Source organism: Lacticaseibacillus thailandensis DSM 22698 = JCM 13996, from assembly GCF_001312865.1.
Taxonomy (GTDB): domain Bacteria; phylum Bacillota; class Bacilli; order Lactobacillales; family Lactobacillaceae; genus Lacticaseibacillus; species Lacticaseibacillus thailandensis.
Genome location: NZ_BBER01000008.1, coordinates 1 through 15,892, shown reverse-complemented (window position 1 = coordinate 15,892; position 15,892 = coordinate 1). Strand labels below are relative to the sequence as shown.

12 protein-coding genes and 4 pseudogenes are annotated in these 15,892 nt (G+C 56.6%); 7 read left to right on the top strand and 9 right to left on the bottom strand.

All coding sequences use genetic code 11. The features are described from left to right. Positions 1–168: 168 nt before the first annotated feature. The 5 genes and pseudogenes from JCM13996_RS08710 to JCM13996_RS12985 all read left to right on the top strand — a co-directional run bounded on the left by JCM13996_RS08710 (position 169) and on the right by JCM13996_RS12985 (position 6,480). Positions 169–1,572, top strand: a complete 1,404-nt coding sequence (locus JCM13996_RS08710) for an aspartate kinase (protein WP_082383906.1) — start codon at positions 169–171, stop codon at positions 1,570–1,572. 521 nt (positions 1,573–2,093) lie between these two features. Next, positions 2,094–2,890: pseudogene (locus JCM13996_RS12990) on the top strand (homoserine O-acetyltransferase/O-succinyltransferase family protein). Then, positions 2,883–4,006 (top strand): annotated as a pseudogene (locus JCM13996_RS08695) (trans-sulfuration enzyme family protein). Before JCM13996_RS12990 ends, JCM13996_RS08695 begins: the two co-directional pseudogenes overlap by 8 nt. 66 nt (positions 4,007–4,072) lie before the next feature. Next, positions 4,073–5,230: a trans-sulfuration enzyme family protein gene (locus tag JCM13996_RS08690; protein ID WP_054750836.1), complete on the top strand. Its 1,158-nt coding sequence runs from the start codon at positions 4,073–4,075 to the stop codon at positions 5,228–5,230. Between the two features lie 15 nt (positions 5,231–5,245). After that, positions 5,246–6,480: pseudogene (locus JCM13996_RS12985) on the top strand (homoserine dehydrogenase). A 66-nt stretch (positions 6,481–6,546) separates the two neighbouring features. Here the strand turns inward: JCM13996_RS12985 and JCM13996_RS08675 are convergent. The 9 genes and pseudogenes from JCM13996_RS08675 to trxA form a co-directional block, all read right to left on the bottom strand. After that, positions 6,547–7,903: pseudogene (locus JCM13996_RS08675) on the bottom strand (cytosine permease). Positions 7,904–8,012: 109 nt separating this feature from the next. Continuing rightward, positions 8,013–8,237: a hypothetical protein gene (locus tag JCM13996_RS08670; protein WP_054750833.1), complete on the bottom strand. Its 225-nt coding sequence runs from the start codon at positions 8,235–8,237 to the stop codon at positions 8,013–8,015. 99 nt (positions 8,238–8,336) lie between these two features. Further along, positions 8,337–9,572 carry a phosphopentomutase gene (locus JCM13996_RS08665; RefSeq protein WP_054750832.1) on the bottom strand — a complete coding sequence of 412 codons (1,236 nt, stop codon included), beginning with the start codon at positions 9,570–9,572 and terminating at the stop codon, positions 8,337–8,339. Between the two features lie 186 nt (positions 9,573–9,758). Then, entirely contained in the window at positions 9,759–10,043 is a 285-nt protein-coding gene (locus JCM13996_RS08660; RefSeq protein WP_156321933.1) for a hypothetical protein, read from the bottom strand. Positions 10,044–10,066: 23 nt separating this feature from the next. Next, positions 10,067–10,837 carry a DUF2705 family protein gene (locus tag JCM13996_RS08655; RefSeq protein WP_054750830.1) on the bottom strand — a complete coding sequence of 257 codons (771 nt, stop codon included), beginning with the start codon at positions 10,835–10,837 and terminating at the stop codon, positions 10,067–10,069. After that, positions 10,821–11,738, bottom strand: a complete 918-nt coding sequence (locus JCM13996_RS08650; protein ID WP_054750829.1) for an ABC transporter ATP-binding protein — start codon at positions 11,736–11,738, stop codon at positions 10,821–10,823. Before JCM13996_RS08650 ends, JCM13996_RS08655 begins: the two co-directional genes overlap by 17 nt. A gap of 361 nt (positions 11,739–12,099) precedes the next feature. Continuing rightward, complete coding sequence (locus JCM13996_RS08645) at positions 12,100–12,549, bottom strand: threonine/serine exporter family protein (RefSeq protein ID WP_054750828.1); 450 nt, start codon at positions 12,547–12,549, stop codon at positions 12,100–12,102. 9 nt (positions 12,550–12,558) lie between these two features. Beyond that, a complete protein-coding gene (locus tag JCM13996_RS08640; protein WP_054750827.1) occupies positions 12,559–13,314 on the bottom strand; it encodes a threonine/serine exporter family protein in 756 nt (251 codons plus the stop codon). A gap of 157 nt (positions 13,315–13,471) precedes the next feature. After that, positions 13,472–13,798: a thioredoxin gene (gene trxA / locus JCM13996_RS08635; protein WP_054750826.1), complete on the bottom strand. Its 327-nt coding sequence runs from the start codon at positions 13,796–13,798 to the stop codon at positions 13,472–13,474. A 214-nt stretch (positions 13,799–14,012) separates the two neighbouring features. On the opposite strand from trxA, the gene JCM13996_RS08630 reads away from it, so the two are divergent. Both JCM13996_RS08630 and JCM13996_RS08625 read left to right on the top strand, forming a co-directional pair. Further along, a complete protein-coding gene (locus JCM13996_RS08630) occupies positions 14,013–14,771 on the top strand; it encodes a Cof-type HAD-IIB family hydrolase (RefSeq protein WP_082383903.1) in 759 nt (252 codons plus the stop codon). A 63-nt stretch (positions 14,772–14,834) separates the two neighbouring features. Next, on the top strand, positions 14,835–15,779 hold the full coding sequence (locus tag JCM13996_RS08625) for an aldo/keto reductase (protein ID WP_054750824.1): 945 nt from the start codon (positions 14,835–14,837) through the stop codon (positions 15,777–15,779). Positions 15,780–15,892 lie beyond the last annotated feature (113 nt).

The window sequence follows — 15,892 nt, the reverse complement described above, 5'->3', positions numbered from 1 at the left end:
TTGTTGCCACCCCAGATTCAACGCACCGACTTGTTACCGCGGGTGGAGATTCGTATACTAGCAGGTGAATATAAGATATACATACGCCCATACATTTATGCGTAGCAACACCGCCCCAATGTAGTATTGTTATCATATAAACCATTTGAGAAAGTTGGCATATTGTTCATGAAGGTCGTAAAATTCGGTGGCTCCTCCCTGGCCACAGGCCCACAACTCGAGAAGGCCATTAACATCGTAACCGCAGACGCTGACCGCCGCATCATGGTGGTCTCCGCCCCCGGCAAACGTCAATCCGGTGATACCAAAGTCACTGACCTACTCAGCAAGCTCGCTGACGCCGTCGTTGACGGAACGGACACCGAACCCGTTACTGAAGAAATTCTCAGCCGCTACGTCGACATCGCGCGCTACTTTGGCGTGCCCACCGACATCATTGACCGGTTGCGGCGCCACCTCGGCGACATGGCGGCCCGCAATTACCCCACCACTGACTACCTGTACGCGGCCTTTATGGCTCAAGGCGAGTTCATGAACGCCCAGCTGGTAGCTGAAGTCATGGCCCATCAGGACATCAACGCACGGTTCGTCGGCCCCCGCGACCTAGGCATCACCGTCACTGGTGAACCCCGCGCCGCGACCGTGACCGATGACAGTTACGCCCGGATCGCGCAGTTTGAGTTGCACCCCGACGAAATCATCGTCGTACCAGGATTCTTTGCTTACGACAAGGATGGTAACATCGCCACCTTTGCCCGCGGCGGATCCGACATTACCGGTTCCATCCTCGCCCGGGGGTTCAACGTCGACCTGTACGAAAACTTCACCGACGTGTCCTCCGTGTACGCGGTTGACCCACACATCGTCAAGCATCCCCGTGCCATCCGCACGCTGACCTATCGCGAAATGCGTGAACTGGCCTACTCCGGCTTCTCCGTCTTTAATGACGAAGCTATCATTCCCGTGATCCAGGCGGGTATCCGGGTCAACGTGAAGAATACCAATGATCCGGAAGCGCGGGGCACGTTCATCGCGCCCACCAAAGACGTGAACCACCACCACCACATCACAGGGGTGGCCGCCAACCGCAACTTTGTGGGCCTCTACCTGCACCGCTACCTCATCAACACACAGGTCGGCTTCACCCTGCACCTGCTACAAATTCTGCGCAAGTACAACGTTAGCTACGAACACATGCCGTCAGGAATCGACGACCTGACCCTGATCATCGACAAGGGCCAGTTGTCACCGGACAAAAAGCGCGGTATCACGGCCGACATCAAGGCGGAGATCGCGCCCGACCAGTTGGATTGGTTCGACGACTTTGCCGTCCTCATGATTGTGGGCGAAGGGCTCTATGCACAAAACGACCTGCTGGCCAGAATTATGGTCAGCCTGGCCGACGCGGGCATCGCGCCAACGATGATCAACCAGGGTGCGTCGCGGATCAGCATCATGCTGGGTGTGCCGGCCGAACAGGCGGACGACGCCGTACGGGCAGTCTACGAGCTGAGCTGTACGCACCACAGCGAGGTCACCCAGGCTAATAAGCAACAAGTATCGTTAGATTAACGGGTAATAGATGAAAATGCACGGCGGTACCAGTGAGCAAACGTTTGCTCACTGGTACCGCCATTTTTATTGTTGCCATTAACCACAAACTGACAACGGCCTGGGCTGGTTGAGGTGATTGATCCGTCAGCTACGATTCCCCGCAAAATTAGGCTACTTGACCCATCTCTAATAATGATTTAATATAATGACAATATTAATGACGCGGAGATGAGTAACGTCGTCGTGGGTGCGCAGAGAATCGGAGGTTGCTGGGAGCCGATCACCGCACGGCACGTGAATATGGTCTCAGAGCAAAGTCGAGTGTATACGAGCGTATGTGAGTATACACCGGTACCCACCCGTTAACGTGGGTCAGTATCGTGGTGCATGCCGCCGTACTGTTAGAGTGGTTGTCGGTGACGGCAACCAGAAAACGGGTGGTAACACGAGCCAATCGTCCCGCTACATGAGTATTTATTACTTGTGTGGCGGTTTTTTTTATACCATCGGCATCAACTGACCAAAGGAGGCGACCCAAGATGACCATTGCCATTACTACCGGCTTGACCCGTAACCATATCCGGCCCGCGCCTAATGCCCGGCGGATCCTGGTGCTCAACCTAATGCCCACTCGGGCTGTGACCGAGCAACAGATTGCCGCGGCTTTGGGCAATACCGACACGAACTTGGCGCTGACCTTTGCCTTACCGGCCACCCACCAGGTACGCCACCACGCGGCGGCGATTCGGGCCGCCTACCCGACGTTGGCTGAGATGGCCGACCAACATTTTGACGGTTTGATTGTCACCGGCGCGGCACTCGACCAATTACCGTTCACCGCCGTCGACTTTTGGCTGAGTTTCGGCAACTACTGACGTGGCGCCGAACCCACGTAGAACACAGCCTCTTCCTGTGCTGGGGCGCATACGCCGCCCTCCACGTGGACGGGGTGGCGGACGGGCACCAAATCACCCACAAAATTAACGGCATCTACACTACCAATGGCGTCACGATGCCCCATTCGCGGTACTTCACCATCCCAATCACGAGCGTACAGCACGGGAAAGTGGTTGCTGGCGACGACCGCATTGGCGCCACCATTATCACCGACGCGGCGCTGCGTTCAACCTACATCACCGGTCACCTCGAGTACTGGACCGGCACGCTAGCGAGTGAATTTCACCGCGACCAGCACCGCGGTTTGACCGTCGCACCACCAAGTAATTACTTTGATCATGACATGCGGCCCGTTAATTCGTGGCAACACGACACCGCTACTTTTTACCGTCACTGGGTTCACCAATTAACACCACAGGAGGTTACTGCACATGACTAAAATCGCAACGCAACTGGTTCAAGGCACTAATGGTACTGAGGACGACCGGTCTGGCTCCGTCGTGGTGCCCCTCAACTTTTCGACCGCATTCCGTCACCCTGGACTCGGCCAATCAACCGGCTTTGACTATTCCCGGATGACTACGCCCACGCGGCTCGAACTAGAAAAGCAGCTCGCCGCCATCGAGCACGGCACCCATGCCTTTGCCACCAGCTCCGGCATGGCCGCCATCGACCTCGTGTTCTCTACCCTCACGGCCACCGGCGACCACTTCATTGCCAGCGACGACCTGTACGGTGGCTCCTTCCGTTACTTTGATGAACGCCAAGAACGCTACCACGTGAACTACGATAAGTGGAACGGCAAAAACGTTGACGACCTGATCCTCCTGATCAAGCCTGAAACCAAGCTAATCTGGCTGGAAACACCTAGTAACCCAACCATGAAGATCATCGACATCGAGGCGGTGGCCCGCACCGTGCACGCGACCCGGCCGGACATTCTCATTGCCGTCGACAACACCTTCCTGACCCCCATCTACCAGAATCCGCTCGATGACGACGCGGACATCGTCGTCCACTCAGCCACCAAGTACCTCGGCGGCCACAACGACATCCTGGCTGGCGCGGTCATTGTCAAAGATGATGACCTGGCCGATAAGTTAAGCTTCCAGCTCACCACGACGGGCCAAAACCTCGACCCGTTTGATAGCTGGCTGCTGATCCGGTCACTCAAGACGTTACACGTGCGGATGAAGTACCACACCGAAAACGCTCAGTACCTGGCCCACGCGTTGCCTGAAATTACGGGTGTCGACCGCGTACTCTACGCTGCGTCGGCGGCATGATCAGCTTCTACCTCGCTGACGACTTTGACGTCGACCGCTTTCTGCGCGCCCTACAAGTCTGTTCGTTCGCAGAGAGTCTCGGTGGCACCGAGTCACTCGTCACCGTGCCGTACGTCCAGACGCACCACGACATGCCCGTTGGTGACCGCCTCGAATTGGGCATCACGCCCCAGCTCATCCGGCTGTCGGTCGGCCTTGAAGACAAAGACGACCTGCTCGCCGATTTGACCCAGGCCATTGCCGCCGCGGCACCCGACGCCACCAACTAATAGCGTCACGTCCGTGTAGTCGGATTACTACCGTTACTTTGTCAGCACTCATAAAGGAGAACCACTATGCACGATTGGACAAAAATTATTAAAGCCACCACCGTGGCCGACCCCGTCTCGGGCGCGGTCAACACCCCCATCCAGCTGTCATCGACCTTCAACCAGGCCAGCTTCGACAACTTCGGGAAGTACGACTACTCCCGCTCCGGCAACCCTACCCGGGACGTCGCCGAGCACGCCGTCGCCACGTTGGAGGACGGTAAGTTTGGTTACCTATTCAGTACCGGGATGGCGGCCGTCAGCTCCGTGCTGATGACATTCAGCCAAGGTGACCACCTGATCGTGTCCAAGTACGTGTATGGCGGGACGTTCCGCGTGCTGGAGGAGGTTCTGCCCCGCTTTGGCATTGACCACACCTTTGTGGATCTCGGTGATCTGGACGCAGTCAAAGCCGCAATTCGGCCCAACACCAAAGCTATCTACATCGAAACGCCGTCCAACCCCATTCTGGCCGTGACTGATATTCAGGCCGTCACTGATATCGCCCACGCACACGGTCTCATTGCCATCGCGGACAACACGTTTATGTCACCAGTACTGCAAAAGCCGCTACACCTCGGTGCGGACATCGTCGTCCACTCGGCCACGAAGTTCCTGGCCGGGCACTCTGACATCGTGGCCGGCGCCGTAGTTACCGACCGCCAGGACCTCGCTGACCGCATCTACTTTATCCAGAACGCCGTCGGGGCCACGTTGGGCGTTACCGACTGCTGGTTGCTGTTGCGCGGTATCAAGACCCTGGGTGTGCGGATGCAACAATCCAGTGCGGCGGCCCAGCGAATTGCCGCGTGGTTGGAGCAACAACCCCAAGTAACGCGCGTGTGCTACCCGGGGCTACCAAGCAACGCCGGTTACGTCACCCAACAACGTCAGGCCGTCAACGGCGGTGCCGTGCTCAGCTTTGACGTGGGCAGCGAGGACGCCGCCCGTACGGTAGCCGAAACCACCACGATTCCGGAGTTCTCAGTCTCCCTCGGCGGGACCGAAACGATTTTGTCCTACCCGCCCAAGATGAGCCACGCCGAACTGAGTCCCGAAGAACGTGCTAAGTCCGGGATTACCCCTGGCTTATTGCGGTTCTCCGTCGGTTTGGAGGATCCTGACGACTTGATTGCCGACTTGGCCCAGGCCTTTGCCAAAATTGGCGGCGCCACGCAACCGTAGAAGGGATCGGTGACCATGAACACAATTAACATTGGTCTACTCGGCCTCGGGACCGTGGGCTCCGGCCTGGTCAACATTTTACAGGACCCCCAACCACGACTCGCTGCCCGCCAGCTACGCATCACACGCATTGCGGTGCGCACCGTCACGCCGGAGCGCCAAGCTCAATATCCCGGTATCGCCCTCACCACCGACAGTCAAAGTATCGTGACTGACCCTAAAATCAACGTGGTGGTTGAAGCCATTGGCGGCACCACCAAGGCCAAGGAGCTGATCAAGACGGCGCTCACCTTTGGTAAACACGTCGTCACGGCCAATAAGGACCTGATTGCCACTGACGGTATCGAACTCAGCCAGATTGCGGCCACCCACCACGTGGGGCTGTACTATGAAGCCGCAGTCATGGGGGCTATCCCCGTCCTACGCACGCTCCGTAACGCTTACGCCGGCGACCCCATTTCGCGGATCACGGGGATCGCCAACGGGACCAGTAACTTCATCCTCACCCAGATGATTGCCCACGGCTCCTCGTACGACGACGCGCTGGCATTGGCCCAACGCAAAGGGTTTGCGGAAGCTAACCCCGCGAACGACGTTGAGGGGCTGGATGCCACGTACAAGTTGCTGATTCTGACCCGCTTTGCCTTTGGCATGAACCCGTCTATGGACGACGTGGATATTCAGGCATCACCACCCTCCAGCCCCAAGATTTCGTGACTGCCAGCATTTGGGGGTACGCAATCAAGCCCCTGGCGGTGAGTGAATTAACGCCAGACGGGCTCTGTTTGCGGGTCGCTCCGCACTTAGTACCATTGGGCCACCCACTAGCGGCCGTCCGCGATGAAAACAACGCCGTACTGATCGATTCCCAAAACGTTAAACGGTTGAGCATGGTGGGCCCCGGCGCGGGTTCGCTGCCCACCGCTAACTCCATCGTCGCAGACTTGCTCGACCTGGCTGACGATATCCACTACGGCAACACGCCGGAGCGTTTCGTTGACACGGACACCCCAGCCATTGTGGCGGATTCCGCGCACCGGGTCGCACCACGCTTTGTCAGCATCACCGGAACGGGTTTCACCCGGGAACAACTGCGCGCACTCGGCATCACCGGTCGGGTACAGCGTATCCGGGGACGAACGACGGTCCTCACTGGTCCGGTCGCCGACACCGATGTTCAGCGGTGGCACAGCCAGCTGGCTGCGGCAGGGGTAGGACTGATTCACGTGCTGCCGGTGCTGCAGGGTTAACTTAGCGCACAAAAAAGTGTTGTCTCGTGATTGAGGCAACACTTTTTTGATCCGGACGGTATACCACTACTTTGACTGCTGGCGTCGACTCAACACCCGGTACACACAGGCCGTTCCCGCCATCGCGACGAAGGTGGCCCCCACGTGGTCAGCAATCATCGGCACGCGGCGACAGGCAAAGTAGCCCAGCACGCCGAGCGCCCAGGCCCCCAAGGCCCGCCAGTTGACGCCGTGCCAATACCAGTATTGGCCACCCGGACGGTTCATCGCTGGTGCGTCGTACTGCCGGTGCCGCAAGATGAAGAAGTCCACCAGAAAGACGGCAATTTCAGGGCCCAGAAACATCCCAATCATGTCCAAAAAGGCCGTGAAGGCATCCAGGAACGTGGCAAAAAAACAGCGGTACGAAGGACACCAGGGTGGCAACACCCGTCACCAACCACAACGCGGGCCGTAACGTCATGCGGTGCCACATGTTGGTGACGGCAGACCCCGCCGCCATCAGGTTGACCGCGTTGGCCGTAGTGCTAGTGATCACGATCACCAATAGTGCCAACACACCCAAACCCAGCTTGGTCGCAATGGTGGAAGGATCAGAATCATTTGGATCAAAGTGGTTCATGGTGATGGCCGTTGCAATTGTTGCCACCAAGCCAATAAAGGCAAACCAGAACAGCCCGATGTTGGCCCCCACAAAGGACCAGGTCGTTGCGGCGTGGGGTTTGTTGGTAAACCGGGAAAAATCCGCCGCCGCGGTGACCCACGCCAGGTTGAAGGCCGCCAGAACGTCGATGGCGGCACCACCGGTCAGGCGTAAGTGCGTTGCTGGACGCCACGCCATGATGGCGCCCAGGGAGACGTGCTGAAACACGACGATGGATTCCCACACCACGAAAACCATCACTAACACGATCCCGACCCGTTCGATCATGCGCACCGACCGCTCACCCAACGCAATCGAAGCCATATGCAGCATTGACATCACCAGGATGCCCACAATGAGGCCCCGGTGCCCACCAGGCGTGCCATACGCCGGCCAGCCAAGGAGGTCGTGCAGAATCGTTGCAATCGAAATAGCGGCAATAAACGTGTTGGCGGCCGCCCAACCGATAAATTGAACCACGTTGATCACGGACGGGACCAGCGACCCCCGTAACCCAAAGGCAGGACGCGTCAACGCCATTGCGGGTAATCCCGTGCGGTAACCCATGTAGCTGGCTAGCGCCAACAGGACGTACGAGACCAGGCCACAGACGACCAGGGCCGTTGACGCGGTCAGCATCCCCGCCGCGGCGATGACTCCGCCAATGTACCAGGTTCCGTTATTGGCGTTGGCACCGATCCACGTGGCGCACATGTCCCAATTTGTCATCTGCCGGGCTGCCGGTGCAACTGGCCGGACGTGTCCCAATTCGTTACGCATACATACCTCAACTTTCCGTATAACTAACAAAGGAGCTGTGACGTTGTCGCGGCCCCTTTGATTATTACTTTACCTACTGTCAGTGGCTGGCTACCACTGACGTACCACCTTACTTGTGCCGGTGTTGCTCCTGGTTACGCTGTCTGCGCCGACGCTGGTTAGTCACCGCCAGGTCAATAGCAGCGATGATCACCAGGTACGTGACCACGCACAGCCACCACATGAGCGAATACCGGTCAAAAGCCTTATCCAACACGAAGGCAAACACCACTGTCATTAACACGAGAAAAATCGAAAGGTTGGATGTCCCCAACCCGTATTTATGGTCACGCATGGTCGTTGCCCCCTTTTACTTGCTACTAGCATAGCAGACTCACCCGCCGTTTGGGTAGGGGGGCCCAAGCCCGACCAAAGTGTGCGGCCTACATTACGGCTAAGCCATGGCTGGCTCGGCGTTGAGGGCGTTCATGAAGGAGGCGCCGAACGGACCGTTATCGACCCCAAAGTTGTCGAGGATGGTCGCACCCAAATCACTGAACGGCTCCCGGATCCCCAGCGGCAACAGTGCAGGTGCGTCGTGCTCCGTGGCGCTGACCAAACTTGGCGAGTAGGCTAACAGTGGCACCAGCTCACGCGTGTGGTCCGTGCCGTGGAATGTGGGGTCGTTACCATGATCCGCCGTAATGAGCAGTAGATCCCGGTCACCCAGTTCTGGCAGCAAGGTCCCCACATCATGGTCAAACTCTTCCAGCGACCGTGCGGCACCAGCGGGATCACGCCGGTGACCATACTTAGCGTCGAGGTCCACTAGGTTGGTGAAAATCAGGCCACCACGACCGCTACGTACGACCCGCAAAGTTTGGGCCATGCCGTCGTGGTTACTGGTGGTATGGACACCATCATCGAGGCCCATTCCGGAGAAGATATCGTTGATCTTCCCCACGCCGTACGTGGACACGCCCGCGGCTTGGAGCCGGTCTAACACTGTCGTGCTGGTCGGCTTAAGCGTGTAATCGCGCCGGTCGCTGGTCCGGGTAAAGTCGTCTGGAGCCATAAACGTGTACGGCCGGGCAATAACGCGGCCGATCCGGTACGGCGGCTTGGTGGTAATACTCCGCACGTACGCACAGATCCGGTACAGTTCATCCAGTGGCAAAATGTCCACGTTAGCCGCGATTTGCAGCACCGAATCAGCGGACGTGTACACGATCAGCGCCCCAGTACTGCGCTGTTGCTCGCCATAGTCATGAATGACCGCAGCGCCGGAGTATGGCTTGTTCACGATGACCGGTCGTTGGGCAAAGTTGCTGATCTTCTCGATGAGTTCGCGTGGAAAACCATGCGGAAAGAGCGCCAGCGGCTCCGTGACGGGTACGCCCATCATCTCCCAGTGACCTGCCACCGAGTCCTTGCTGGCAGAGATTTCCGCCATGCGACCATACGCCGCCCGCGGTGCCGTGACCGGTGTGATACCGATCATCTCGTCATCTTCACGAATATTACCGAGGCCCAGCCGTTGCAGGTTGGGCAACCGCCAGTCGGCACCCATATACTCCGCAATATGACCCAACGTGTCCGCACCTGCGTCCCCAAACCGCGCGCTATCCGCGGCTGGTCCAATACCAAGTCCATCCATGACAATTGTGATTACACGGTCAAACCTACTCATACTGATTTCCTTTCTCATCGTATTCTGGATTACATTAAGGCGCTTATACCACTAGTATAGTCCAATCTGTGTGCGCTTAAAGATGACAAAAAAACGCTTCTGGACCAAATACGGGCGACCGACCCCCTACATGGGCATAAAAAAAAGGGGCTAGACCGTAACGTCCTCGCCCCCAAAACCAAATGTCTAGTAAGTAATCGTCAGCACCTGCTCCTGCTCCCCCACATCATTATCGCCCACGCGAATCATGAAGTTAGGTAGCAGCGAGTGGCGCAACTCGTTGATCAAGTCGGCTAGCGCCCGCTCGACCATTGTGGCCCCCGTTTGGCCCGGAAACAACTTGAGCCGGGCATAAAAGGTGTCCTGCGCAACGGTAATCTCCCGGTCTGGGTTTCCCCGCCATAATACTAGGCCCACGACCCGTTGTGCGCGGGCGGATAATGCCTGAAACTGTGGATCATTAATCATCATTGCACCCCCAAAACAACATCATCTTAAACGCTCCGGTGCCGAAAACTCAAGTAGGCACAGCACCCGAGTACCACCGTGTACCCCAGCGAGCAACCAATCATCACCGGAGTACTCAGCATGGTTAGCTGCGCATAACTGGGCGTATCCACCTGGTTTGCCAGCATCAGCATCGTAAACGGATTCCACTTGACCCACTCGTACTGACCAATGAGTAACACTAAGAAGCTACCGGCAAGACTGGCCACAAAGTAGCCGATAATCCCGGTAACGATTGCAGCGGCATTGCTCTTAAATAGGGTCGCCAGTAGGAGCACCAAACTCAGAAGTAGCAACGTCGTCAGTAGGGTCGCGCCCAAATTCTGGGCGTAATACACCAGCAAGGTCCGCCCGCCGTTTACCTTAGTATTGAGGTCAACTTGTGGAAACAGCCCGAACTTCAGCGCCCAAGTCACGGCATTGCTGAGCACCTCCATCAACACCAAGCCAATCAGGACGGTGATGACTTTACTGACAAACACCTGGCTACGGTAATAGCGCCGGTACAGCAACTGACGAATCGTCCCGTACTGGAACTCCATGGCAATAATGCTAGCAGTCAGGGCGATGGCCAAGAAGATAACGAGTTCGCCACCCACGAACTGGTCGTTAAAAAGTGCGGTCGCGTTAAAGATGTCCGGGAGTTGCCGCGCGGCGATAGCAAACGCCACTTGGATGGCTACCATGATGACCATTGCCACCCAGGTACCCGTTTTATGAAATAGCTTGTACAGTTCTTGTCTAACGAGCGTTAGCATCGACCGCGCCCCCTTTGCCGCTGTTGATCATATCGAGAAATGAGCTTTCCAGGTCGTGCTGGACGTGGGCAATGTCCTCCACGTGAATGTTGGACATAACGAGCACGCGGAGCACGTCGTTGAGGTCCTCGTGGTTGATGAGAATCCCCTGCGGACTCTCCATGATGGGGATACTGGCGTTGCCCAACGCTTGCTTGGTGGCCTGGTCGTCGGCAGTACGTACCAAGTACACCTCTGCACCCTGGTTGACCATGGCGTGCATGGTGGTTTGCTCAACAATCAGTCCCTTGTTCAGCATCAAGACGTCGTCAGCGACCTTTTCCAGTTCACTCAAAATATGACTCGAAATCAGGAAGCTGACACCCGCGTCGGCTTTGGCGCGGATCAGGTCCCGCAGTTGCTTGACGGCCTCAGGGTCGAGGCCGTTCATGGGCTCATCCAGAATTACTAGTGCCGGCTCGTTCAGGAACGCCTGGGCAATACCCAGCTTTTGCTTCATCCCCAGCGAGTACCGCTTGGCCTTGTTATTAATAAACTTTTCCATGCCCAAATCGTGCACTACGGCCTGAATTCGTTGCTTTTTGTTCGCACCCTGTGCAAAGAGTTGCAAGTGTTGCCGCCCAGTCAGAAATGGGTAGATACCCGGATACTCAATGAGTGCACCGACACGGCCCAACGTCCGGTGGCTGGTAATACTGACCGGAACGCCATCGATCGTGACACTACCCCGGTCGTAGGGAATCAGTCCCAGCACGATTTTCATGATGGTACTCTTGCCGGCACCGTTAGGACCAACGAGGCCGACCACGTGACCTGGCTCCACGGTAAAGCTTACTTTGCGCAGGACTTGGTGACTGCCAAAGGATTTATGTATGCCATCTACAGTTAAAATTGCCGCCATCAATAGAACCTCCCTGCCATCTTTGGTGGCCGACACCCAGGAAATGTTGGCGCACCACCCAGAAATAAAAAAAGGCCTACCGAAAATATCGGCAGGCTTATGCACGCAGTCGTGGTAACCCACGGCCGATTCCATGGACTCCACAATCCAGAGGGAAAACCAGCGCCCGCAAATCCGGTGGGTGAAACATGCTGGCCGTTTTCTTTCACACATAGTGTGTTACTCGACTCATCGCATACTGTTATTCTACTGCAAAGCCGCGTCCGGGACAAGTGGCCGTGCCGTCGCTATTCCGCGAGCTGGGTGTACCCCAACGCTCAACCGCAAGTAGACAGAATTATGCGTGCGGTCCTGATTCACGCTACCGGAGCCGGATACGACGCTTGGTGAGGTCGCCAAAGAGTTGGGCGAGCATGAAACCGACCGCAATCGCGCCTGCCACCATGATGACCCGCACCAGGTACCCAATCCCCGCGTCCGTTTGCCCCTCCACAAACATGCGCACGGCCTCGTACGCCGTTCCGCCAGGCACCAACGGCACCAGGCCAGGAATCGTGAAGACAATCACCGGTATTTTACGCCAACGGGCAAAGACGATGGCGGCGATACCAATCGCAAACGCCCCCAGCAGGTTAGCGAGCACGATGGAGCACCCGACTTTGAACAGTACCCAGTACACCATCCAACCAGTCGCTCCGGCCCAACCACCTAAGTTGAGTGCCCGTCGGGGAACGTTAATGATGAGCGCAAAGGCAACGGTCCCCAGATAGGCAAAGACACACTGCACTAATGCTTGTATGTATATATTCATGGTGCCCTCCTAAAAGTACGGCAATACGACCGCGATGCCAAAACCAATCGCGCACGCAGTCAGAACGGCTTCCATCCCCCGTGCAAGTCCCGTCAACAGGTGCCCCGCCATCATGTCACGAATCGAGTTAGTAATGGCCACCCCGGGTACCATCGGCATCACGGCACCAATCAAAATATTATCGGGATTGAGTCCCCAACCAACTTTGCACGCCACCAGCGTGACCAGTGCCAGCGCCAACGACCCCGCGAGCTCAGCCACGAACCGGACATTAGTTACCCGGCTGATGTAGGTGGACACCAAGAAACCAACGATGCCAGCTACCGCCGCAATGGGAATGTCGAACCAATCGTACCGCTGGGTGAAGACCACCATCATCGTGGCGCTCAACACGCCAGCACCAATAATTTGGAGCCACATCGGGAAAAAGGGGACGTGGAGGGCTAAGGCCCGTAGATGGTGGTGCAATTCCGCCAGCGTTAACTGGCCCGCGGCGAACTCCCGGGAAAGCTGGTTGACCCGGCTCACTTTCTCCAGGTCAATCTCACGCCGCTGAATCTGGCGCACTTGCACGTACTGTTGGTTGTTCAAGCCGGCCACGATGCCCGTGGGCGTGGTAAAGAGCGACACACCGCGGACCCCCGCGTTATCGATGATGCGCGCCATGGTGTCATCCACCCGGTACATTTCGCTGCCACCCTCGATCATGATTCGTCCCGCTAACAGGCAGGTATCCAGTAGTTCCGCTTTATCGACGGTTGCCATTATTAGTCACCCCACTCTAGGTCAATTCTGTCACTCTATCTTAACCCAGCCGAGGGGGCTGGCAAAGTAGCACGCATAAAAAAAGCACGGCCCGGCCACGTAACGTTGCGTGGCCCAACCGCGATTTTTCGTTTGCATATTTTGGAGCCAAATAAAGCTAGTCGTTTTGCCCCTCAGCAATCTTCTGCTCAAAATACCGCCGTAGCTTATCTTTAGGAAATGCGCCCGTGACCTTTTCCACCGCGCGACCGTTTTGGAAAATGACCATCGTCGGAATCGACTGGACGTGGTACCGCTCCGCAAGGCGTTTGTCATCGTCCACGTTCTGCTTAACCACCGTCAAACCATCGAGCTCCTGTTCCAATTCAGCGAGTAGCGGGCTCAAAATTTTGCATGGACCACACCAAGGCGCCCACAGATCGAGCACCACCGTGCCGTGCTGAGTATAAGTATCAATATTATCAAAGGTAACCATTTGTGGCATCAATATCCTCCTTGCTGGGGGGTGACACGTCCGCGTAGTTCCCCAGCATTCCGTTCATTACTGCTTACAATTCTAAAGTAAGTTGGCACACAACGCAACTACAGCGGACCAGGACGCGTGGTGTTGTAAGCGGTTGCTAAAACTGCTATGGTTATCCTAACTTATACGTTAAAGGAGACGATGATATGTATCGAGCGGTAGTCTTTTTTTTGACCTGGACGGTACGTTGTATGCGGACGACAAAACTTTGCCGGCGTGCAACCTTTCGGCCATCAAACGTTTGCGGGCCAACGGGGTGTTACCGGTCATTACGACCGGCCGCGACCTATGGGAAATCGACACGTTGATGGCTGTCACCAAGATCAACACCGTCGTGGCCGGTAACGGGGCAACGGTACTGTTTAACCACCACACCGTGGGGCAGCACTATATCCCGACGAAACTGGTTGAACGTATCAACGCGGCCGCCAAGCGTGATGGCCTCAAGGTGGCGTACTACAATGAGCACCACGCTGTGTTGTCAGGCAACGACAGCCTCACGCGGGCTAACTACGCGGACGTCCAGCAGGTGCAACCGGTGATCGACCCCGACTTCGATACCACCACGCCCCTCACCCGGATGTTGCTGTTCATTGGCAACGACGACGCGGGCAATCAGGTCAAAGCCGCTTACCAGCGTGAATTCCCCGAGATGGCGTTTTATCGTGACTCACCGTACGACGTGGATACCATCAGCCAAGACGTTTCCAAAGCTAGTGGCATCGCGGAACTGCTCGCACAGCCTGCGCTGCACGGTGTGCCAACCTACGCATTCGGGGATGCCGATAACGACTTACCGTTACTAGACGCGGTTGACCACCCTGTGGCCATGCAGAACGGGACGCACAAGGCCCGGCATGCTGCTGAGTTTGTGACCGCCGATAACATGCATAAGGGCATTCCAAAGGGGTTACGCCACTTTGCCCTAATCTAACGCCTAGCATCATTCACACACGGGCGCTACAATAAAACTAACTATTGGTAAGGAGTGTGAACCATGACAAAGACAATTACAATTGGTCATAGCGAGGTTACCAGTGGCCCACTGGGATTGGGCACCAACAAAGTCGGCGGCCACAACCTGTTCCCGGGTCTGAACGACGACGATGGGCGTGCGGTTGTCCGGGCCGCGCTGGATCATGGCGTGAAGACGTTGGACACCGCGTTTATGTACGGCGTGGGCCGCTCGGAAGAGCTTATTGGCGAAGTACTACGTGACTACAAGCGTGAGGATGTAGTCATCGCTGACAAAGGGGCGCAAGATCCCGACCAGGATCTGCACCCCAACAACCGCCCCGAATTTCTTACCCGGGCAGTCGACGCGGCTTTGCAGCGGCTAGGTACCGACTACATCGATATCTTTTATATCCACTTTCCAGACGCGGATACACCTAAGTATGAAGCGGTGGGTGCCTTGCAGCGGTTAAAGGAAGCCGGCAAAATTCGTGCAATCGGTGTGTCCAACTTCAAGCCGGCGCAGGTGCAAGAGGCTAACCAGGACGGTTACGTCGATGTGGTCGAGGATGCGTACAGCCTCGTTCAGCGTGACGCCGAGCAACAGCTGTTTCCGTACTTACAGCAGCAGGGCATCAGCTTTGTGCCTTACTACCCACTCGCCTCGGGTATCCTGACGGGTAAGTACACGGGGGACGAGCAGTTTGGCCCCGATGACTGGCAGTCCCACAATCCGAACTTCCAAGGCGCACGGTTTAAACAAATTGTTGCGGGTATGGACCGCGTTAAGGACATTGCGGCGGCACACCACGTAACGCCAAGTCAGCTGGTTTTGGCGTGGTACATCCAGAACCCGGCGGTCGCCGTGGTCATTCCGGGTGCGCGCAAAGCCGCCCAGGTCGAGCAAAATGCGCAAACATTATCCGTTACGTTGACTGCGGACGAATACCAGGCAATTGATGGGGTCTTCACTAACCTCCCTGATTAACAGAAAGAATCAATTCGAACGACCGTCCATGTGCAGAAGGACGGTCGTTTTGTGTACGGTTCAATTTTTCAGGCATAAAAAAAAGAACCAGTCCAACGACTGATTCTTGAATG